The sequence below is a fragment of the Streptomyces sp. NPDC025638 genome (genome assembly GCF_055558775.1).
In genome coordinates, this window is record NZ_JBVHLX010000030.1 from 12,877 (window position 1) to 33,577 (window position 20,701).

The 20,701-nt window shown below is 68.1% G+C and carries 14 protein-coding genes and 2 pseudogenes; 6 read left to right on the plus strand and 10 right to left on the minus strand.

The window, feature by feature from the left end:
• Positions 1 to 213: 213 nt before the first annotated feature.
• Positions 214 to 399 (plus strand): hypothetical protein, encoded by a 186-nt coding sequence (locus ACZ4EG_RS43170; RefSeq protein WP_467794541.1) that lies wholly within the window; start codon positions 214 to 216, stop codon positions 397 to 399.
• Between the two features lie 433 nt (positions 400 to 832).
• Here ACZ4EG_RS43170 and ACZ4EG_RS43175 read toward each other — a convergent pair whose 3' ends face one another.
• The 3 genes from ACZ4EG_RS43175 to ACZ4EG_RS43185 are packed head-to-tail and all read right to left on the minus strand — an operon-like array spanning position 833 to position 1,960.
• Entirely contained in the window at positions 833 to 1,153 is a 321-nt protein-coding gene (locus ACZ4EG_RS43175) for a hypothetical protein (protein WP_467794542.1), read from the minus strand.
• A 31-nt stretch (positions 1,154 to 1,184) separates the two neighbouring features.
• Positions 1,185 to 1,610, minus strand: coding sequence for an IS3 family transposase (locus tag ACZ4EG_RS43180; RefSeq protein WP_467794543.1), 426 nt, complete (start codon positions 1,608 to 1,610; stop codon positions 1,185 to 1,187).
• Positions 1,607 to 1,960, minus strand: coding sequence for a transposase (locus tag ACZ4EG_RS43185; protein WP_467794544.1), 354 nt, complete (start codon positions 1,958 to 1,960; stop codon positions 1,607 to 1,609). The genes ACZ4EG_RS43180 and ACZ4EG_RS43185 overlap by 4 nt, the downstream gene beginning before the upstream one ends.
• A 179-nt stretch (positions 1,961 to 2,139) precedes the next feature.
• Here ACZ4EG_RS43185 and ACZ4EG_RS43190 point away from each other — a divergent pair, with 179 nt between their 5' ends.
• The 3 genes from ACZ4EG_RS43190 (at position 2,140) to ACZ4EG_RS43200 (ending at position 6,545) form a co-directional block, all read left to right on the plus strand.
• On the plus strand, positions 2,140 to 3,558 hold the full coding sequence (locus tag ACZ4EG_RS43190) for an aldehyde dehydrogenase family protein (RefSeq protein ID WP_467794545.1): 1,419 nt from the start codon (positions 2,140 to 2,142) through the stop codon (positions 3,556 to 3,558).
• A 34-nt stretch (positions 3,559 to 3,592) separates the two neighbouring features.
• Positions 3,593 to 5,152 carry a GMC family oxidoreductase gene (locus tag ACZ4EG_RS43195; RefSeq protein WP_467794546.1) on the plus strand — a complete coding sequence of 520 codons (1,560 nt, stop codon included), beginning with the start codon at positions 3,593 to 3,595 and terminating at the stop codon, positions 5,150 to 5,152.
• A gap of 148 nt (positions 5,153 to 5,300) precedes the next feature.
• Positions 5,301 to 6,545 (plus strand): PucR family transcriptional regulator, encoded by a 1,245-nt coding sequence (locus ACZ4EG_RS43200; RefSeq protein ID WP_467794547.1) that lies wholly within the window; start codon positions 5,301 to 5,303, stop codon positions 6,543 to 6,545.
• A 1,358-nt stretch (positions 6,546 to 7,903) separates the two neighbouring features.
• Here the strand turns inward: ACZ4EG_RS43200 and ACZ4EG_RS43205 are convergent.
• Both ACZ4EG_RS43205 and ACZ4EG_RS43210 read right to left on the minus strand, forming a co-directional pair.
• Positions 7,904 to 8,674, minus strand: coding sequence for a ZIP family metal transporter (locus ACZ4EG_RS43205; protein WP_467794548.1), 771 nt, complete (start codon positions 8,672 to 8,674; stop codon positions 7,904 to 7,906).
• A gap of 1 nt (position 8,675) precedes the next feature.
• On the minus strand, positions 8,676 to 10,106 hold the full coding sequence (locus ACZ4EG_RS43210) for a selenium-binding protein SBP56-related protein (protein WP_467794549.1): 1,431 nt from the start codon (positions 10,104 to 10,106) through the stop codon (positions 8,676 to 8,678).
• A gap of 536 nt (positions 10,107 to 10,642) precedes the next feature.
• Here ACZ4EG_RS43210 and ACZ4EG_RS43215 point away from each other — a divergent pair.
• Both ACZ4EG_RS43215 and ACZ4EG_RS43220 read left to right on the plus strand, forming a co-directional pair.
• Positions 10,643 to 10,922 (plus strand): annotated as a pseudogene (locus ACZ4EG_RS43215) (transposase); the annotation flags it as partial.
• A gap of 667 nt (positions 10,923 to 11,589) precedes the next feature.
• Positions 11,590 to 12,321, plus strand: coding sequence for a dienelactone hydrolase family protein (locus tag ACZ4EG_RS43220; protein ID WP_453562078.1), 732 nt, complete (start codon positions 11,590 to 11,592; stop codon positions 12,319 to 12,321).
• Between the two features lie 423 nt (positions 12,322 to 12,744).
• On the opposite strand, the gene ACZ4EG_RS43225 is transcribed toward ACZ4EG_RS43220, so the two are convergent.
• The 5 genes and pseudogenes from ACZ4EG_RS43225 to ACZ4EG_RS43245 form a co-directional block, all read right to left on the minus strand.
• Positions 12,745 to 13,944 carry a hypothetical protein gene (locus ACZ4EG_RS43225; protein WP_467794550.1) on the minus strand — a complete coding sequence of 400 codons (1,200 nt, stop codon included), beginning with the start codon at positions 13,942 to 13,944 and terminating at the stop codon, positions 12,745 to 12,747.
• Positions 13,945 to 13,958: 14 nt separating this feature from the next.
• On the minus strand, positions 13,959 to 17,366 hold the full coding sequence (locus ACZ4EG_RS43230) for a CHAT domain-containing protein (protein ID WP_467794551.1): 3,408 nt from the start codon (positions 17,364 to 17,366) through the stop codon (positions 13,959 to 13,961).
• A 481-nt stretch (positions 17,367 to 17,847) separates the two neighbouring features.
• Positions 17,848 to 18,214: pseudogene (locus ACZ4EG_RS43235) on the minus strand (helix-turn-helix domain-containing protein); the annotation flags it as partial.
• Between the two features lie 42 nt (positions 18,215 to 18,256).
• Entirely contained in the window at positions 18,257 to 19,105 is an 849-nt protein-coding gene (locus ACZ4EG_RS43240) for a fibronectin type III domain-containing protein (RefSeq protein ID WP_467794552.1), read from the minus strand.
• Positions 19,106 to 19,556: 451 nt separating this feature from the next.
• Positions 19,557 to 20,633, minus strand: a complete 1,077-nt coding sequence (locus ACZ4EG_RS43245) for a PP2C family protein-serine/threonine phosphatase (protein ID WP_467794553.1) — start codon at positions 20,631 to 20,633, stop codon at positions 19,557 to 19,559.
• Between the last annotated feature and the right edge of the window lie 68 nt (positions 20,634 to 20,701).

Genomic DNA, 20,701 nt, shown 5'->3' on the forward strand with positions numbered 1-20,701 from the left:
TAGATCCGGATCTGAGTGGTTGTGAGTGGTGCGCCACCCTGTGCGGCAAGCGTCGCGTTCCGACGCTGAACGTCCCGTTGTTCGACCCCGCAGATAGACTCTGCTCAAGCAGAAGGAGCCCATCCCCAACGCGAGTTGTCGAGGCCCGGCGTTGGGAGGGCTCCCTGCGCGACGTCCAATCACCTGCATAGAACTGGAAGGAACTGGAACATCGTGAAAGAGCGTAACAAGGACCCCCTGCCCGGGGACAGCCGACTGCGCCGTATGGTCCGCCACCTGCCGGAACGGGTGACCCGTCCGGGACGAATCGTCTACCAGCAGGCACTGCGCGGCGCGTCGTACAGCCTCGGCAGCTGCGCGGTGACCGTGGCCGTGTTCTGGCTTCAGAACCGTCACTGACCTGCAAAGGGATCGGCGATTGCCCCGTGGGCGTCACGCCTGCGGGGCCTTCGCATGCGCGGTCTCCATCTTGCCAGTCGCTGGAGGTCCATCCCGCTCTCCACTGGGTGCCTGCCCATCGCCCGAGGGAGCCATGCGTCGTCACTGTTACCGGCATAACTGTGACACCGGAGAGACCTATCGAGCCTTGAGCGACTGCCACCGAGGCCTCGTCAGGCAGGAAGGTGGGGCGGTTCCTCCTCGGCGCGGCCGCCAGTCTTCTTGGCAGCCTTCCTGGTCGGGGCGGCCCGCTTGGCGGCCGCCTTCTTGGCCGGAGCCACGGGGCTGCTGGTCTCCTGTGTGCAGCATCGCTGCGTGACCGGAGCCGGGAGACGCACCTCCCGATCAACGAGGTCTTCCTGACCTGTCACTCCCCTCGGACTGTAGAGATCTTTCAAGCGGCCAACTCCACGGCGGGGTCGGCCTGATGGTCTCGGTCATAGTCGATCGGGCTCCGGTACCCATACACGCTGTGTAGCCGTCGGCTGGTGTAAACGCTAGTGATCCAGGTCGCGATCCTCAGCCGGGCCTCGGTGCGGGTGGCGAAGGTGTGCCGGTAGACGCCCCTGTCGCCATGAAAGATCACGCTCTTCACGTCGCCGCCCCGGATAGTGGAGGCCATGTTCAAGGAAGCGACGACGAGTTCGGCGTCGTGACGCTCACCCATCGCGTAGCCGAGCAGACGGCGCGAGAACAGATCGATCACGCAGGCCAAGTACAGCTGCCCTCACTAGTGACGATCTCGGTCATGTCACCGCACCACACCTGGTCGGGGCGGTGGCGCGGAAGTCACGGCGGACGAAGTCCGGGAACGCAGCCCGCTTGCCGGGCCTGGTCAACCCCCGGCGTCGGCGGATCTTCCGTCCGGCCGGGCCGAGCTCGGCCATCAGCTTCGCGACGGTGTTCACCGACACCCGCCGGCCCTCGCGCCCCAGGAGGATCCAGGTCTTCGGAGAGCCATAGGTGCCACCGGACGCCGCGAAATTCTTCTTGATCGCGTCGATCGGCTTCCCGCGCCGGACCTCCCGCGCGGTCGTGGGCTTGCCCCGCCACTTGTAGAGCCAGGGCTCCGACACACCCACCACCCGGCAGGCTGCACGGCGCGAAATCTTGTACTCGTCCCTCTGGTCACCGATGAACGCGGCCACCACCGCGGGATCGGACTCGGTCACTTCACCCAGAGGGCCGTGCATCGATTGAAGACATCACGTTTCATCTCCAGCTTCCGTATCCGCTTGATCTTCTCGCCCATCTCCCGCCGCAGCCGCTCCAGTTCGGCCCGCTCACTCTCCCGCAGCCGCCCGCCGGCGGCGGCCTCCACCGGCCGGGCCGACGTCGTCGACCCGTTGCGCCGCCACCGCGACACCCAGCTGTGCAGCGTGCCCAAGTGCACGCCGAGCTCCTCGGCGACCTCCGGGATCGGCCTCCCGGCCTCGATCACGATGCGTACAGCACCCTCCCGAAATTCAGGCGTGTACGTCCGTTGCCCTTGGACCCCATGAAACCCCAGCTCTCCCTGCAATCACGGGCTCCACGCCACGAGGGGAGGGACAGTACTCGACTCCCGGTAAAGGGGCGGAAACTTCCGCCCTTGTGCAGATGCACAATCGGGTGAGCCGATCCGGTTTCACCGCTCCATCGCCCCCGTCGTAACGGCTCGCGCACACTGCCGGGAAACCGGGCCGAGCAAGGAGCGCAGCCATGAAGACATACAGCGGGCACTTCATCGACGGGGAATGGACTCAGGCCCCGAACCCCGAAGTGATCGAAATCGTCAACCCCGCGGACGAACGTGTGATCGGCTCGGTTCCGGCCGGTACGCCCGAGGACGTCGACCGGGCGGTGCGTGCCGCCGCCCGGGCATTCGAGAAGTGGTCCCAGTCGTCCCCCGAGGTCCGTGCGGACTGTCTGCGGCGTATCCACCGTGCGCTGGAGGAGCGCGGGGAGGAGATCGCGCGCCTGGTGGCGAGCGAGGTCGGTACTCCTGTCCAGGAGAGTCGGGTCCTGCAGTCGGGACTGCCCGTGTTCACCTTCGGCCAGGCCGCCGAGCTGGCCGCCGGTTTCGACTTCGGGCCGGAGGAGGTCGGCAACTCGCATGTCGTCCGTGAGCCCGTCGGAGTCGTCGGTTGCATCACGCCGTGGAACTTTCCGCTGCACCAGGTCTCGCTGAAGGTGGCGCTGGCGCTGGCCGCGGGCTGCACCGTCGTGCTCAAGCCCTCCGAGGTCGCTCCGCTGTCCGCCATGCTCCTTGCGGAGATCGCCGAGTCCGTGGGGCTGCCCGCCGGAGTGCTCAACGTGGTGACCGGTTACGGGCCGGTGGTGGGTGAGGCGCTGGCGGCCCACCCCGACGTGGCGATGGTCTCGTTTACCGGATCGACCCGGGCCGGCCGGCGGGTGGCGGCGCTGGCGGCGGAGACCGTCAAGAAGGTGGCGCTGGAACTGGGCGGCAAGTCGCCCAACATCATTCTGGACGACGCCGACCTGGAGGCCGCGGTCACCGACGGAGTGGCGAAGTGTTACCTCAACGCCGGCCAGACATGCATCGCCCTCACCCGCATGCTCGTCCCCCGTGACAAGCTCGAGGAGGCCAGCCGGATCGCTGCCGAGGTGGCGCGCGGCTACCGCGTCGGCGACCCGCAGGACGAGGAGACGCGGATCGGTCCCCTGGTCTCCGACGTCCAGCTCAAGCGTGTACGCGACTACATCGCGGCTGGAATCTCCGAGGGCGCCACCCTGCTCACCGGCGGCCCCGACGCGCCGCAGGACGGGCCCGGCTACTTCGTCGCTCCGACCGTCTTCACCGACGTCACCAACGACATGACCATCGCCCGCGAGGAGATCTTCGGACCCGTGCTGTCGATCCTGCCCTACGACTCCGAGGAGGAGGCCGTGGCCATCGCCAACGACACGCCCTACGGCCTCGCCGGCGCTGTGTGGTCGGGCGACCCCGAACGGGCGCGCGCGGTTGCCGGCCGGATCCGGGCCGGGATGGTCGACGTGAACGGCGGCGCCTTCAACCCCCTTGCCCCGTTTGGAGGTTACAAGCAGTCTGGCGTGGGCCGAGAGGCCGGGCGCCTGGGCTTCGAGGAGTTCCTGGAGACCAAGGCCATCCAGTACTGACCGCCTGGCCGGCCGCCGAGAGAGAGGGCACACCATGTACGACTACATCATCGTGGGTGCTGGATCCGCGGGCTGTGCGCTCGCCGCCCGGCTCAGCGAGGACCCCGACGTGCGCGTCCTGCTCGTGGAGGCCGGCCCGGCCGACGACGCCCAGGAGATCCACGTTCCGGCCGCGTTCTCGAAGCTGTTCCGGACCAAGTACGACTGGGACTACCTCAGCGAACCCGAGCCCGGCCTCGAAGGCCGACGGCGCTATCTGCCGCGCGGCCGCATGCTCGGCGGCTCCTCTTCGATGAACGCCATGATCTACATCCGCGGCAACCGCCGCGACTACGACTCGTGGGCCGCCGCCGGCGCCAAGGGCTGGAGCTGGAACGACGTCCTGCCGTACTTCCTGCGGTCGGAGGACCACCACGCCGGTGCCTCCGAATGGCACGGCGCCGGCGGGCCGCTCCCGGTCAACCCCGGGCGCTCCCGCAACCCCCTCATCGACGCCTTCCTGGAAGCGGCTCAGCAGGCGGGGCACCCGTTCAACCCCGATTTCAACGGTCCTGAGCAGGACGGCGTCGGGTACTACGAGCTCACCCAGCACGGCGGCCTGCGGTGCAGCACGGCCGCCGCCTACCTGCGGCCCGCCATCGAACGGCCCAATCTGTCCGTGCTCACCGGGGTGCAGTGCACCCGCATCCTCCTCGAAGGGGAACAGGCCGTCGGTGTCGAGGTGGACCGGGACGGAGCGACGCAGGAGCTTCGGTGCGAACGGGAGGTCATCCTCTCAGCGGGCGCCTACAACTCACCCCAGCTACTCATGCTCTCGGGCATCGGCGTCGCCGACGAACTCGCGGCCCTCGGCATCACCCCCAAGGTGAACCTGCCGGTCGGCGAGAATCTCCAGGACCACCCCCACCTGGCCATCGTCCATCTCACCGACACCGAATCCCTACTCACCGCTGAGACCTCCGAGAACCTGCGACTGCTGGAAACCGAAGGCCGCGGGCCCCTCACCTCGAACGTCGGCGAGGGCGGCGGGTTCTTCCGCACCGCTGGCGGTCTCGACGCCCCGGACATACAGATCCACGCCGTGCCGGCAATGTTCCACCAGGAGGGGCTCGGAGCAGCCACCGATCACGCCTTCCACATCGGAGCGGTGCTGCTCGCGCCCACCAGCCGCGGAAAGGTCACGCTGCGCTCGCCGCTGCCCAGCGCGAAGCCGCGCATCCTGCACAACTACTTGTCCACCGGGGAGGACCGGGCCACGGCGCTACGCGCGCTGCGGCTGGTATTGAACATCGTCGGACAGCGCGCCCTGCGCAAGCACCGCCGGGCGGACTTCCTGACGCCGCCGTCCGACAGCGACGCCGACCTCCTGGCATACGCGCGGCGCGAGCTGCAGACCCTGTACCACCCAACGAGCACCTGCGCGATCGGCCCGGTGGTCGACCACGAACTGCGCGTGCACGGTGTGGCAGGGCTACGGGTGGTCGATGCCTCGGTCATGCCGACCGTAATCCGGGGCAACACCAACGCGCCGACGATCATGATCGCGGAACGGGCGGCGGACCTCATCCGCGGCACAGTATCCGCCGACGTCTGACGCGCGCGGATTGTTGCCGTGAGCGGGCTGTCGCCACTGCCACCTCGTGTGGTTACTCTGCCAGTGGCCCGGCCGGCTCCGGGCCACTGGCCCGTCGTAGTGGGACAGCCGGCGCGGCGGTCCCGCCGACCTCACTGCGGGAGCCCGAATGACTGTCACCCCTCAGTACAACGGCGTACGCGAGAGCGGCGTGGACGACGGCCTGCGCAGGCTGGTCGATATCTTGCTGCCCGGGATCGACCGTTTCGCCGACCTGCTCACGGACCGGATCACGGAGGAGGAGGACGCCTATCGCGACCACGGCCACGTGAATCACGCCCAGTTGCGCACTTCTTGCGCGGACAACCTGCACTCCATGCTCACCCAGCTGGGCCGGGACGATCTTGACCTGCGCGTGCCGCACGACACCGGCCGGTTCAAGGCCGAGCACGGAGTGCCGCTGTCCGCGGTGACGCACGCCTACCGGGTTGCCGGACGGTTCCTGTGGGAGTGCGTCCTGACCGAGGCGGGGGACATCGTCGCCCGAGAGATGCCGCACGTCGCCACCGCGGTCTGGTCGGTCAGCGACACCTTCACCGACGCGGTGGCCGTGGCCTACCGCGAAACCATGTCCGAAAGGGCCCACCGTGACCGGCAGGTCAAGAGCCTGCTGCTGGCCGCGCTGCTCGACGGCAGGTTGGATGAGGGCACCCACCTGTGGGAGTGCGCCGACGCGCTGCGGCTGCCGCAGCGAGGAGTCTTCGCCGTGGTCAGCGCCGAGAGCACGGCCGTGGGCCGTCCGGCAGACGAGGACGCCCTGCACGACATGGAGGGCGCACTGCGAGCCCTCGGCGTCTGGTCGGTCTGGCGCCAGGAGGACGACGCACAGGTGGGGCTGCTCTCGCTCAGGTCGCCTGGGAGCCTTGCCCAGGCCGTAGAACTCCTTCGCGGGCGGAGCATCGGGCGGGTGGGCGTGAGCACTCTCTTCCACGGTCTGGAGCAGGCGCCCGGCGCCTTTCGCCAGGCGCGGCTCGCCTGTGCCTGCGTCGAGCCGGGCGCTCGCGAGGTGGCCTCCTACGGTGACTCACCGGTCCGCCTGATGGTGGTGAGCGCCCCCGACTCGGCCCAGCACGCGGTGCGCAAGGTGCTCCGCCCAGTTCTCGAACTCCCGCAGCACGAAAGGGAGCTGCTGCTGGAAACGCTGAGCCGGTGGTTCGCATCGGGCGGATCCGCCACCGAGACCGCTGCTCGGATGTACTGCCACCGCAACACCGTGACGTACCGTCTGCGGCGCGTGCAGGAACTCACGGGGCGCTCGCCCACCGACCCGTTGGGAGCGAGCGAGATCCACCTCGCTCTGGAGGCACACCGCCTGCTGACGGGCCTCGCGCCCGCCGGCCCGGCCAATTCCTGAGACAGGTGTCATCTCCCCTCCATCAGGAACTGGGGGGCCACAACGGTCGGTTCAGCAACTGAGTGCTTCGCCTCAGCAGGGGCAGCATCGACGAAAGCAGCCCGCGTAGACACCCCAGAATGCGCGCCTGGTGGTGAAGTCCGTCCAGTACGGGTGGTACCGCAGTGCCGACAGCAGCACACCGCGCGGATCCAACGCCCCGGCCATCACGCAGAACGCCACCGTCCGGTCGGTGGCCCACTGCAGGTGAGGCGGCTGCGCCGCTCGCGGGAGCACCGCCAGTTGCAGTGTCACTGAGTCGGGCCGACCCACACCTACGCTTCCGTATCCCGCCCGGCCGGAGGAAGACTTCCCGTAGACCGCCACGGTCCGCCGCCCGCTCAGCAGGACCGCAGGGTGACAGCCGCATCGCGGCATGACCAGGAGAGCCAAGCGGCCGCTCCGTGCGAGCGGCACGGCGGACGCCATCCCAGGCTGTCACCGATGGCGCCCCGTGCTGTGGAACGTTTGGGCGATCCGCGGAGCATCACGACCCAGGCGATGACCAGCTCCAGCAGGTAGGGGATACCGTCGTAGCCCGCCGGCGCGACCACGGTGGGGACCGACCATGGTCGCGGCCGACATGGGTTCCCGATGGGGGGCGACACCACCACGTACCTGCGTGAGCCGCTCGTCGCTGACGTAGAAGCCGCCCGGGGGTGACCCGGTCCGCCGTGACGGCCAGGGAACATAGCGCCGGCCACGGAACCGCGAAGACCACGAACAGGGCGAACGGGGGCGGAGCCGACCACGAAGCACCAGCGGTCACGCGCCTCCCCCACTCCTCGGGCCGGTCCTTCAGCAACGAGCCGTGCGGATTGCCGCGGGTCCTGGCATGGCGGGCTTACCACCGGACCGCCCAGACGGAGGTGAGGCACTGTAGGAGGAAGACCGGGCGCCGACGTGCCGCCCGGCAGGCGCGGCAGGGCCGGATCGGCCTGGAGCTGCTGGAGAATGGACGGGGCCGGTACCTGGTACGCGGCAGAGTGCCAGTCATGGCGCCGCGGAGGTATCGGACCCCACGAAGGTTCCTCACCGGGCCAGGGGCGAGTCCCCTGGAGGCCCCTGCCGTCCATGCGAAATGTTCCATGGTGTACGCGAATTCTTCCGAGGCCCGCGAACCCACCCACCCGGCCCCGGCCCACCCCGCGACCGGGCCGCAAGGTGGGGCCGCTCTGCTGCCACGAAACACTGTCGCATCGCCGCGGACACCGCTGGGTGCTCGGTGGACGGGCTCGTCGGCTCGGTACGCTGCCGCCCCAACAAGACCGTCCCAAGCACCGGTACTTCGCACGTTGGCGCCGACTGCCCCCTCGGGTTCAGTGGTTGTCTGTCCCGACAAGGAGGACGAGCGCGGTGAGGGCGGCGGCGAGAGTCATCGCCGCCGCGGCCGGGACTGCGAGGACTCGCCGGTCCGCGGGCCGCTGCTGATGGGCGAGTACGAGCGCCACCCAGGCCGCCTGTGCGAGTACGCCACCGATGAGGGCGAGCAGCAGTGGCATGAGGCCGGCCGGGATGGGCAAGGCACTCGTCACGAAGGCTCCCGCGACCGGACTCAAGCAGGCCAGCCCGATCCATGGAGCCACGCGCCTCTTCGGGTTCACCCCCAGCAGGGCGGCCAGCGCCAGTCCCTCGCCGGCCGCGTGCACGAGGAGCGCCGCCATCACGGCGACCGACGACGTCAATGCCAGGGTCGCCCCCTCCAGAAAGCGATGCAGACCGAGCCCCGTTGCCGAGCCGATACCGCCCGCACGACCCCGCTCGCACGGGCAGCCGATACGGGCCACTGCGCCCGTCACCCCGTACGAGGCGAGCGCCGCCAGCAGCACTGCCCACTGCGGCACGCCGACCTGTTGCGCTTCATCCCACGCGGCGGGCAGAAGATCGAGGACGGCGATGATCAGCAGAATCCCTGACGCCGCGGCAAGCAGAAGCTCCGACCGGCCGGATCCGTGCCGTGCCAGCCAGGCGCCGGCCGTAGTGGCCACAACCACCAGAACTACGGCCACCAGCGTTTCGGTGGAGGGCAGCTGCCACCCCGTCCCCTCGTCGGTATGCGCGCCTGCCGCGCAGAGCAAGGAGATCAGCATGTCATCGGCGGTAGCAGTACGAATCCGAGGAGGCGTCGCCGCCTTGCAGGCGGGTCTGGTGCACGCGCAACCCGGAGAACTCCGTGCCGTGCGGGAAGAAGCCGCTGTCGACCAAGAGCCCGCCGTGCGCGGTGTCAGCGTCGAGTTTGACCATCCACGGGTCGATGCCCTCGGGATAGAACTGTTCGTCCCAGGCGGCATACAAGGAGTTCGTCAGGTACACCCGCCGCCCGTCGCGGCTGAGCTCGACCATCTGTGCTCCGCCGGTCAGCGGAGTGTCGGGCTCGGCGGGGTGCGGCTGTCGGCCGATGATGCCGCCAAGACGCACGGACGCGGTCTGCTTCGGATGGAATGGGTCGCTCACGTCGTACTGATGCAGATCGCCGGTTCCCCATGCGGATACGTACAGCCACTGGTCGTCCACCGACAGGTCGATGTCGGTGATCAACGGGGGCACGGCGCCGAACGGCTGCAGCGCCGGGGGCAGGTCCTCCGGTTGTGCGGGCTCGGCAGGGATGGTGATCACCTTGTGGACCACGAAGTCGTCGCCCTCCCGGTTCCACAACCAGACCGATGCCGACAGGTCCTCCACGTTGACCACGGTGTTCGTGAACCCCCACATCGCCTCGGGATCGTGCGCGGGACGAAGTTCCAGCACCATCTGGTTCTCGTCCCCGAGGTCGAGGCTCTGCACATGCCGGCCGGAATCCAGTTCCCAGAAGTGCAGTGAGTGGCCGTACCGGCGACCCAGCAGCAGTTCGGGGACAAGGCCGTTCTCGATCATCGAGGGGGACCCCCACTCGCTGGTCACGGCGATGTTCTGGCGCAGATGCCACCAGACGTCGTAGGCGAGCCGCTGCGGTCCGCGCTCGCTCTCCCAGGCACGCAGCACTTCGAAGCTTTCGTGGTCCAGCAGCGCGACGCCGCCAGGCCCGTCCGCATCGTCCGCGCCACCCAGGCAGGACAGGAACATTCCGTCGGGGCCACAGTGGAGTGTGTGCGGGCGGGAGTACCCGGCCTTGGCGGCCAGCTCCTCGGGCTCGACCACCTTGACCAGGTGAGGGTGGTCAGGATCGGGGCTGGTGTCGAAGACGTGCAGCCGCGATGAGCGGAGTCCCGGGACGATGAGGTAGCGCCGCGCGGCGTGATGGTGACCGGCATGGGCCAGCGCACTCGAGCAGGCGTTCCAGCCGAAGTGGTGCAATTCGTTGCCCGGGTCGGGCAGCTCGGCGTGGGAGATCACGCGGCCGTAGTCGGGGGATTCAGGATCGGTACCGACGGTGAACAAAGCGTCGGCGCGCTGTGCGGTTGGGTCGAAACCGACGACGTAGGCGACCTTCTCCGGGGGCGCGGCGACGGCATCGGCCGGAGTGCGGTACAACGTAGGGTCACTGTGATCGTCACCGGGGTGAGCGTGCTCGGTCGTCGTCATGGCTGTCCTCACTCCCCGAACAGGAGCCTGGACCCGGCTGGACTCCCGACAGAGCAGCCGGGCTCACTCGTTCGAGATCGGCGTGCAGACGGGGGCATATGTCCCGGATAAAGCGTTTCACACCCACGCAGCCCTGCCAAGGCGGCAGCGCGCACGCCCCAGCGTCCCTCCGTGGGATGCCGCGTAACTCAGCAGCATCCGCCCATCACAGAGTGCAACACCAGCCTCCCTTAGAGGTCGGGAGATCGCGTCGCAGTCCTTCGTTCCTGGGCGGTCCAGTACGCCAGGCGAGGTGTCGAGTGCTGCCGGGACTCATATGGGGCGGGCGCTGTTCCGCTCTGCAGGAAGCCGGCTCTCGATGGGCTGATGACGGGGAGAGATCGCGTCCCATGAAGTGGTGTAGCCGGGCGTGGTCCCCGAACGCGCGGGTGTCTGCCCGGGGCGTGCATCCGCTGACCGTGCATGCTCCCTGAGCAAGGACAGGCCATCGCGCAAGTCTCCCTGGTGAACGGGCAGTTCAACCGGAGGAGCACGCGGTGACCTTGTCCCAGTCCGAGCTGATGCGGCTGCTTGAGTCACTACGTCGGGCCGACGGAGTTGAGGCAATCAGGGTGGTGTGCGAGCGCATCCTGCAGGAGCTCATCGAGGCCGAGGCCAGCGGCATGATCGGTGCCGCCCCGGGCGAGCACTCCGACAAGCGCACGACCTGGCGCAACGGACACCGCGAACGCCTGCTGACCACGCAGGCCGGCGACACTTCATCTGAAGATCCCGAAGGTGCGGACCGGGTCGTTCTTCCCCTCCCTGCTGGAGCGGTGGTGAAGTTCCGGTTGGCCGTTCCCTTGCCCGCACCCTTGTTGCCCTTGGAACGGGTGCGGATAGTGGTGTCGAAGAAGAACTGCCCGAGAGCCTCCTTGTGCTGGCTCAGCGCCTGGGACGCGAACTTGCTTCGGTGACCTTGCATTTGCCCGCGCAGGTGCCCTTCCCGTTCGCGCTGCTGCCCACAGCGTCGCCCGAGGCGTTCACCTGCAGGACTTTGCCCCGCAGGCGCAGCAGGTCGGCGGCCAAGTCGAGGGCCCGTAATCCGTGACCACTACCGGCTCAAGGGTGCCGTCCAGCCCGAGACCTGGCCCACCGCAGACGACCGCGACCACGAGGACCAGGGGCCGGGCACGAGCCCTCCGAAGACCGTACGACGATGCTTCACCCGCCGGGACGCTGGTGTCGCACCGCAGCCCGAATGCCGGCGCGGCGAAACTCCACCGCCAGTACCCATCGGTAGAGGCAGTGACCGTGGTCTTCTGGGCTCCAGCGCTTCCGATGTTCACCGTCTTCAAGCAGCAGCGCAGCTCTGTCGCTGGGCAGCGTGGACATCGACCACCTGGAAGCCCGCAGACGCGGCATCGAGAAATGCCGAGGGTGAACGCCGATGTCACACACTAGAGTTGAGCCGAAATTCAACGCTTGGCACACGGGGGCAGTGATGACTGGTCGGTGGGAGACACTCGGCGAGGCAGGCGGCATCGAGGCGTACGTGCACCGCCCGGCGGGTGAGGTGCGGGGCGCCGTGGTGGTTTGCTCCGAGCTGTATGGAGTCAACGCCTACGTCCGCGGAACCTGCGCGGAGTTGGCGGCGGCCGGGTACGCGGCGCTGGCGCCCGACTACTACTGGCGCAATGCTCGCCGCACCGAACTCGGTTACTCCGCCGAGGAGCGCGAGGACGGCCTGGTGCTGATGCGCGCGCTGGACCGGGACGAGCTGGTGGCTGATGGATCCGCGGCACTCGCGGCGGCGCGCGCCGAAGCCGGAGAGCGGGGCGTGGCGTTCCTCGGCCTGAGCATGGGCGGCCACATCGCGGTGCGGGCGGCGACAGAGCTGAGCTTCGAGTTGGCCGCGGTCTTCTACCCTGGGTGGCTGCTGAACAGCGGCTTCCCGCTGGTCGGTCCCGTGCCACCGCTGGAGACCAGCGAGCGGATCGCCGCCGGCGGCGCCTTCGTGCTGGGCTTTCGCGGCGAGCTGGACCACATCATTCCGGCCGAGGAGTGGGAGCAGGCCGAACAGCAACTCACCAAGGCCGAGGTGCCACACGAGCTGGTGACCTACCCGGGTGCCCGCCACGGCTTCGCCTGCGCCGACCGCCCGGCCGACTACGACCCGCAGGCCGGCGCCGACGCCTGGCAGAAGGTGTACGCCGCCTTGGAGTCACACCTGTAGCCCCGCGCCATCACCAGGGGGACTCTCCGGCTGGTGGTCACTCAAGTGCACAATGCCACTGACACTGACACTGACACTGACACGGCTGTGGCACGAGGCTTCTCTCCCCCGAACTACGGACGCGGTCATTGCTGATCTCTGCCGAAGACGTCGGCCTGTGGTCAACACTGCAGTGGACTCGGTTCACCGGAGCGAGGAACTTCACCCTGCCGACGTGGCATCCGGGCCAACAACCAGTCGAACTCGGCCTGCCCGCCGACCAGGGCCTGCTCTGGCCTGCAGCTGTGCACGGCTACGCCCTCGCGCCGTACGGCAATGCGGAACTGGCCCGCCTGAGCTTCCTGGGGATCACCAGCACAGAAGACGACCGACTGTGCTCGTTGGGTCGGCAGACGGAGGGCCTCGTGCCCGCAGTACTACTTCCTATCGCCTGGCCATTGCCGTGCTGATCTCCGAAGCCACCAACGGTAGGTCCCAGTAGGAGGAGTGGGTCCACACGCCGGCGCTCGCCGTGTGCGGAACGGAAACGTCCGCGGGAGCGCTGCCGTCATGGAGCCGGAACACTCGGGCGGCGACGAAGGCCAGTACGTCGAGCGGTTCCCAAAGATTCGTCCAGCGGGCCAGGGAAGGCGGCAGGACGACCGGTCGGCTTCCCGAGAATGGCAGAATTTGGCCGCCCCGCGGGTCGCACACGTGGAAGAAGGCCGCCTGGGAACCGAACGTCACCAGTGAGGACGTCCACAGCGGCACGGCCGCCGTCGCCATGTCGACCGCAATGACGCCGCCGAGACTATGGGCAACCACTCGCACCGGGCGGTCAGGGCTTCGCCCCAGGGCGGGATCGACCCCGTCGATGCAATTCCGCACCCGTTCATGGATCGCCTCCCGGTGCCGCTGGTAGACCAGTACATCTCCCAGGAACCGTGTGGTTCCGGGCCCAAACCTGGTCCGCAGCGTGTTGTTCAGGCGCCCAGCGGCCGCCTGGATCGCAGCCCCCGCCACCCGGTCCAGGTCGCGCAGTCGATTGCGCATCAATGTCCGTAGCCGTCCCTCGTCCTCGTCGCCTGCGCGTAGTCCGTCGTACGAGCGTGCGCCGTCAGCCCAGAGATCCGCAGCGTCGATCAGGGCCTCGGCCAGGGAACGGCTCGCTTCGAAGAGCAGGAGAGGATCGTCCGTGCGCCGCAGCCACTCGGTCATGGGCCATTCCTGTGCCAGGAATTCCAGGATCCCGTCCGCGTCGCCGTAATGTGGGCGGAATCGTAGGCCCGAACCGGATTGCTGCTCTTCGCTCGCGAGTCTCTCGCGTACCGCGGTCTCCACTCGTTGCCACTGGTTGGGGACCTCAGGACCTGATGCCAAGGCTGAGGCAAGCACCGACTCGGGCACTGCGGCAGCCAGTGATTCGTCCGCATCCCGCAGCCCGCTGCCCTTCCGGGCGCCGGGATGTGTCACGGGACAGGCAGGGAGCGCCGCCGCGACGAAGCGGTCGTCGGCGCCAAGGTCGCCCCAGTAGACGGGCACCATGTCGTGGCCGGATGCGGTTTGCAAGTCGGCAACCATCGCTGTGAAGCCCTGCGGATCGCGGTTGGCTACTCCATGAATGACGAAGACGGGATCGTCCATACTCTGCCGCTCCTTTAGGTTCTGACGCCTGTGCTGCCGGGAGTCGTGGTGTCTGCGGAGGCTGCCGGACTGCCGTATACGGCGTAGGCGAGCCAAGATGGGTCACCGTCCTGATCGCTGATGGCTCTACGAGCGGCAAGCGAAGCTTGCCCCAGCGGCTCCTTGGCGACAATGAGCTGGTGATAGAAGGCATCGGCAAACATCAGCGCGGATTGAGACCGCACCGGCCACAGCGTGCCGACGAAGGCCCCGGCCCCGGCCTGCAGGAACTGCGGGGCCCACCCCAGGCTTGAGCCGAACCAGTCGATCTCGCCGGCACTGCGGCAGGCGTTGAAAAATACGAGCGGGCTGTACGGGCGCAGGCTGCGCAACTGGGCAGCTGCGGCAAGGTCGATCGGATCGAAGGCACCGTCCGCCATCTGCACACAGGAACCAGCACCACTGAATGTGTTGTGGCAGGCGAAGTGCAGGAGTCCCGCATAACCACCTTCGATCAGCTCCCTCAGAGCCTCGCCCTCGGTCAACACCCCCGCGTCGACGACATCGATACCGAAGCTGGCCCGCAATGCGTCGACTTCGTCGTGAGCATCGGCCGGAGTTCCGGGAGGTACTACGAAGGCGGCACCGGGCAGAGAGAGTCTGCCGACCCGCTCCTGATCGAATACACGGCGCACCACCGGGAGCCACTCCGCCAGGAAACCTTTGTCCTCACAGCCCTCATTGAGGGGATACAGAAGTTCCCAGGGCACGATGTCGTGCTCCCCCAGCACGGTGAAGGCGGTGATCCGATCAGCCTCAGCCCAGAACTGGTGCTGCACCGCATCGGGGACAGCAGAGGTCCACAGCTGGACGCCATGAGACCGCAGTCGCCGCCGGAGCCTGGCGCGATCCACGCTGCGGTCGCCGTCGGCAGCCGCCTTGGCAGCCCGCTTCAGCTCATCGAAGATCTGCCGGGCGGCCGCTCGAGGATCCCCGGCACGGAAACTGAAGACCTCCGGAGGGTGGCAATTGGCACTGAGCAGTTGAAAGGTGAAGGTGCCGGCCTTCCTGTCCTTCTCCAGCACCTGCAACGTGACCTCCCCAGGCTCGAACGCCAGGCTCGGCAAGAGCGCGGTCTGCGTTCGGCCGTCCCTGGTCGGCCCATCGTCCTCGACCGAAATCTGACAGTGCACCTCCCCGAGAAAAGTGCCGCCCCGGAAGGCCCGTGCCGTAATCCGGTGTAGGCCAGTGGCCGCTGTCCGCAGCCCGAAGCGAACCACGTCCGAGTCGCGTCCCGGATAGACCGTGAGCTCCTGCTGCAGGTCGCCCAGAGCCACCAGACCTGGGGCATGGACGGTGATGTGCAATCGCGCACCCTCTGCCGGTATTGCGAACGGCCGTAACGCGACACCCCCGTTTGCCTCGCACACGATCTGGACGTGGAGGGGGACTTCGCGGCCCGGAGCGGCCTGTTCCGCGAGCTCTGCCACCAACCGCCGTTCCTCTGAAGCCGGGCCATCCGTCTCTTGTGCGGCGAGACCCGTCTTGCGTCCCGCCACGGGCCCGTGAAACGTTACCGACGCGACGTCCACATGGTCGCCCTGCACATAGCCGGATACATGGTCGCTCCGCCCAGATGGTGTACGGGCGGCCGAGAGATCATCGGCGTCGCGGACTTCGGCCCGTGCCGGTTGTAACGTGCTCGAGTTGATCTGCTGGTGGGTACGCAGCTGCCGCAGCCGTGCCAGGAGGTCCTGCATCGCGGGCAGCGGCAGCGTCTGGAGGTAGGCCGAAACGTCGCCGCCCCCGCCGATGTACTCCGGGACGTCGAAGCCGGCGAGCTCACGGACGATGCGGATCATCGCCACGTTGTCCTTGCCCAACGCCTCCACCTCGGCCTTGAGTTCGAGGCCGGCGCGGCGGGCCTCCGCGCGCGCCCGGTAGGCGTCGATGAGGTCGTCCAGCTTGGCGTTCTCGACGGTCACGCCGAGCTCCTGCTCCCCGCCTTCCTCGACGAACGTCGTTTTGAGGGTCTCGGGCAGGTCCGGATCGGTGGAAATGAACCGGCTGAGGCTGGTACCCAGCGACTCCACGCCCCACTTCTCCAGCGCTTGCCTGACCCGGTCGGTGAGATCCTTGCGGATGTGCTCGTAGCCGGCGAGGAACTCCAGCACGGAGTTCGTCATGGCGATCTCATTGAAGTAGCCGGCCACGACCGCGCCGAGGACGTCACGGACGAACCGCTTCACCGGCGCGGGGTCGTCGACCGGGCCGCCCAGTCCGGCGGTGTTGACGCCGCCGAACCCGCTGACCAGCCTGGGCGCCACGTGGGGCGGGATCCGCAGGTTCTGCGAGAGGTCCGCGGACAGGTCGAAGCCCTCCACGTTGACCGTGATCCGCCCGAGATCGGTGTCGTAGTTGTCGGCCTCGGATTTCTGCTTGTCGTGCCACTTGAGGATCAGCACCCGGGTGGGGATCACCATCACCCGTACGAACCATGGGTTGAGCGCGCAGGTGGTGCCCTTGCCCAGGGTCTCCTCCTGGACGCCCCGCTGTCCGCCCTGCTCCAGGAAGATCCAGGGCAGCCGGAAGCTGCTGTGCCCCGGCACCCTCGGTGCCACCGCACCGTCCAGGTCCTGGCCGGGCTCGGCGCCGTCCAGGGTGATGACCACTCCGGTGCAGTCGTCCCCGATGGAGATCTCCCTCAGGTGGGCCTCGGTCAGCCCGTCCCGCGATGCCGACACGTTGTCGACCGTAATGACCTCGAAGAGTTCCGGGTTGATGTCGTAGTACGCCCCGCCGCCGAGGATGGCGAGCTGCCGGCCCTGCTCACCGCCGCCCGCAAGGAAGGCTTCCCCATCCTGGAAGTTGTCGCACTCCACATGCCGGCCGAACATCCGGTCCGGCGGCCGTACGGCGCCCTCCTTCGCCTGGACGAGACCAATCGTGCCCGGTGGCACATAGGTGCGCGGCCTCATCTCGACTCGGAACAGCCGGGGATTGATGTAGTACGACTGACCTCCGCTCAGAGTCTGAACCTGGAGGCCCTGCTCCCCCTTGCGTACGCCGTCGCCGAGCAGGAATTTCTCGCCGTCCTGGAAGTCGTCGCAGTCGACGGGCGCGGCCAGACCGCCGCGTCCGGACCGGTTGTGCCCCTCCAGGGCCGTCACCACACCGACCATGCCCGCCGGCACATGTACCCGTGGCACGCAGTCCACCGAGTTGACCACCGGCCACATCCAGTGGCACCCGGGCAGCAGCGTGCGGGCCAGTACCCCGCGCCTACTTGCCGGATTGATCTCCTTGAAGCCTGGGTTGCGGCTCAACGGGCCGAACCGCCGGGTGACTATCCCGACATGGTCGGCAGGCACCACAACGCGAGCGGCCCAACCGAGCCAGGCGGCGGCTACGAGCAGCACCACAAGCACGATGACGATCAGCATGGCGAGGGTCGACCTTCCACTCTCGCAGCCGCGCAGGCACGCACGGCCCACAGCAGTCGCACCAGTCAAGATGGCGCCTTCAACCTATCGAATGCGTCAGCCGGAGGCGGATGGTCCGCGGCTGATCCTATGAGCTGAACACCCTGCAAATGGATCTCAAAGGTCCGGGAACGCGGGCATGTTGGGGCGTGAGTCCCCGGACCCGGAGGAGTTCCGGAGGGATGCTGTCGCGCTGTACGCGTGGCCAGGGCCGCAACACGCACGCGACGGTGGCGACTGAGCCCGAGATCGCTGGGGCAACATTGCGGACACGGGCCCGCAGGGACAACAGCGGCCAACCGTCGGCCCCGACGAGCGGCGGCCCGTCAAGAGAGTCCGGCCACAAACCTGGCCCGGCTGCGGGCGAAAACGGCTGCGGTCCGTGCGCAGCTACGCGAAGGAAACAATATGGAGGACGAGCAACTGCGAAACCGCGGCCCTCGCCGTGCCGGCGGTGCTTGTGGGAGCAGTCGGTCCGCCCGTCGCCGACCAGGTCGCACTCGGCGAGGTCCGTCCAGCAGGACGGAGTCCGCATCGGCCTCGCGCAGGACCTTCAGCAGACCCGGCGCACGTTCAGCGAACAGGTGGATGACCGCGCTGGTGTAGGCGTGGGCGGTGGACTCGCTGATCCCGAGCCCGGCAGCGATCTTCGCCGGGATGGTGTGTTCGCGCAGGTACACCAGTGCCACCATCGCGCGCTGAGACGGGCGCAGCTTGCAGCGCCGGTCACCCTCACAGGTGACGACGAGCATGGTGACCCACTCCACGAGCGCATGGGGCAGGTTGAGTGCGGCAGGATAGCTGACCAACGCGGCCCCCAGGCAATGCGGTTGAGACGTCGGACATCTCGATCAACAGCCCGGGGGTCTCGCACGTTGCGCGTCGTGGACCGTCACCTGATCGGTGGCCAGCTCAGAGAAGCTCAGAGACCGCGGTTCCATCCACCCGCGGTCACAGGAAAGTTGCCGGCCAGCGGCTGGTCCCAGGTGTCGCCGACCCCGTCGACGGACTCGGCGGCGCCCACGGAGCGCTCGTAGTCGGCCAAGGAGCACCGGCCCCGTCACCCTGGTTGGGTCCTGCGGGTTCGGCGTGGTGGCTTTGGTGACGCCGTTCATGCAAGTGAGATCGGTTGGATTGATGTTGCTGAAGGTGTACTTGAGGTGGGTGAGCTTCGCCGCCACCCCGACGGTGTCCAGCTTCGTCACTGGGTACTGGCGGCCGTATACGCCCCACTGGGTGAAGTAGCCGATCTTGGCGTACGTCGAGGGGGTGCTGCCTCCTCCGGTGCGCACGGGGAGCGCGCCGCTGGGCGGTCCGACCTGGTCGGCGGTGTCGCGTGCGCGCACGGTGAACGTGTAGTCGGTGTCCGGGGTCAGGCCGGTGACGGTGGCCGTGGTGCCGGTGACCGTTGCCTCGAGGACGGAGCCGCGGAAGACGTCGTAGTTCTTGACGCCCCGGTCGTCCGTCGTCGCCGTCCAGCTCAGTTTGATACTGGTCTCGCCGATGTCGTCCGCGCGGGGCGTGCCGGGGGCGGACGGAGGCCGATCGGTGCCGCCGTCGGTGGCGGTGCGGATGCGGGTGGCGGGGCTGAGCGGACCGGTCCGGCGGTGCAACTCGTCCGTCCGGTCGTCGTCCTTCTCCAGCGCGGTCGTGGCCAGGCCGATGGCGGCGCCGACCAGGTTCGATCTCCACCAGGCCATCAGTGATCGAGGCAAGCTCCTCGTGACAGGCGTCCCGTAGCGCGTACCCACCGTCCCCTCGTGTCGTCGCCGGCCTCCGTCAGGCGCCAGACTCGCACAGGGATGAGCACGCGACGGCCCCCGATTGCCGGGAAGGGATCGGGGGGCCGTCGAGCACAAGCACCGTGTCACGGGGCCCACGCACGGGGTGTTCACCACCCACAACGCACCCCCGAACACGAGGTCACGCCTACGTCGCAGTGCCGGGCACCCACACCAGCAGGGTCTTGCCGCCCCGCCCTATGCGGCGCCTACTATCACCGGCCGTCCACACCACGACGCGATCCGCCCCATCGCACGTTCGTGAGGGGCGAGGTCATTGTGATCGGCGGATTCGGCCTGAACAGTTCGCAAGGACTCTGCGGCATCGTCGTGAGTATCCACACGCTGCCCAATGGCTGCCCCCAAGGTCTCAGATGACCGGCATGCCGACTTCTTCGTCGAACCGGTCGACAAGGATCATCGCCACGTCGTCCGTCAAGCGGCCTTCAGTGTGGCCGATCAATGCGTGGTGCAGTTGCTCAAGAAACTCGTTAGGGGTGGTGCTGAAGCCGATCGACTCCATGGTCTCCGGCAGAGGGAAGAAGTCGTTGCCAGGGTTGCGGGCTTCGATCACGCCGTCGGTGTAGAGGAGCAGACGGTCCCCGGGTACGAAGGGATAGCTCTCCGGCTTCTCGGGAGGGCCGGAGATCAGACCCTCCAGACCCAGAGGCGGACGCGGCAAGGTGGGCATCAAAGACTGAGTTCGGCCCTCGTGGAGTACCAGCGGGGGCGGATGGCCGCGGTTGACCAACTGCACTACGGGTTCGTCGTTCGGCACCTGGGCGATGAGTGCGGTGGTGAATCCCTCCATCAGAGATTCCTCGGGATAGGCGCCCGGCACAGCGGCCTCCCGGCGCAGCGCGGCCGCGCAGTGGTTCATGACCCCCACCAGATCGTCCTCGTAGTGCACGACCACCCGGAACGCGCCGAGCACCACCGCGACCGCGCGCATGGCAGTCAGCCCCTTGCCGCGGACGTCCCCCACGATCATCCGGACGCCGTACCGCGTCTGCACGGCCTCGTACAGATCACCCCCGACCAGCGCACCGGTCCCGGCGGCGAGGCACAGGCTTCCCGCCCGCACCGGGCCCAGGCGCTCGGGGACTGGCCGCAGAATGACCTCCTGTGCTGCCACGGCGATCCGACGGACCTGCTTGAGCTCGCTCCTCCTGTACGCACGCACGGCGCTGCTCGTGATGAAACCGGCGACGGATACCAGAGCCAGAGCCAGGAAGTTGGTATAGACCTGCAGGGTGCCCCATGCCTGGTTGTAGGTGGCCGTGGTCACGCTGACCGCCAGCGCGAGAGCCACCGCCAGGGCCGTGCGCTTGGGGCCCATCGTTACCGCCGCCAGCGCCGGCACCGCGGTGAGAAAGGGGCCGGTATAGATGAAGTGAGCTGGGGTGAGCTCGATGATCAGCACGGCCAGCGCGATCACGAACGGCACGCACTGCGCCAGTGCGAGCAGGCCCCTGCTTTGACCGCCCGCTCCTGGTCGAGAGGGTGGGCGAAAGA

What these genes read in the sequence shown, in the direction of transcription:
- ACZ4EG_RS43225 (WP_467794550.1), bottom strand. Translation starts at nt 13,944, where the DNA reads ATGGACGATCCCGTCTTCGTCATTCATGGAGTAGCCAACCGCGATCCG.
- ACZ4EG_RS43240 (WP_467794552.1), bottom strand. Translation starts at nt 19,105, where the DNA reads ATGGCCTGGTGGAGATCGAACCTGGTCGGCGCCGCCATCGGCCTGGCC.
- ACZ4EG_RS43230 (WP_467794551.1), bottom strand. Translation starts at nt 17,366, where the DNA reads ATGCTGATCGTCATCGTGCTTGTGGTGCTGCTCGTAGCCGCCGCCTGG.
- ACZ4EG_RS43200 (WP_467794547.1), top strand. Translation starts at nt 5,301, where the DNA reads ATGACTGTCACCCCTCAGTACAACGGCGTACGCGAGAGCGGCGTGGAC.
- ACZ4EG_RS43205 (WP_467794548.1), bottom strand. Translation starts at nt 8,674, where the DNA reads ATGCTGATCTCCTTGCTCTGCGCGGCAGGCGCGCATACCGACGAGGGG.
- ACZ4EG_RS43190 (WP_467794545.1), top strand. Translation starts at nt 2,140, where the DNA reads ATGAAGACATACAGCGGGCACTTCATCGACGGGGAATGGACTCAGGCC.
- ACZ4EG_RS43195 (WP_467794546.1), top strand. Translation starts at nt 3,593, where the DNA reads ATGTACGACTACATCATCGTGGGTGCTGGATCCGCGGGCTGTGCGCTC.
- ACZ4EG_RS43220 (WP_453562078.1), top strand. Translation starts at nt 11,590, where the DNA reads ATGACTGGTCGGTGGGAGACACTCGGCGAGGCAGGCGGCATCGAGGCG.
- ACZ4EG_RS43210 (WP_467794549.1), bottom strand. Translation starts at nt 10,106, where the DNA reads ATGACGACGACCGAGCACGCTCACCCCGGTGACGATCACAGTGACCCT.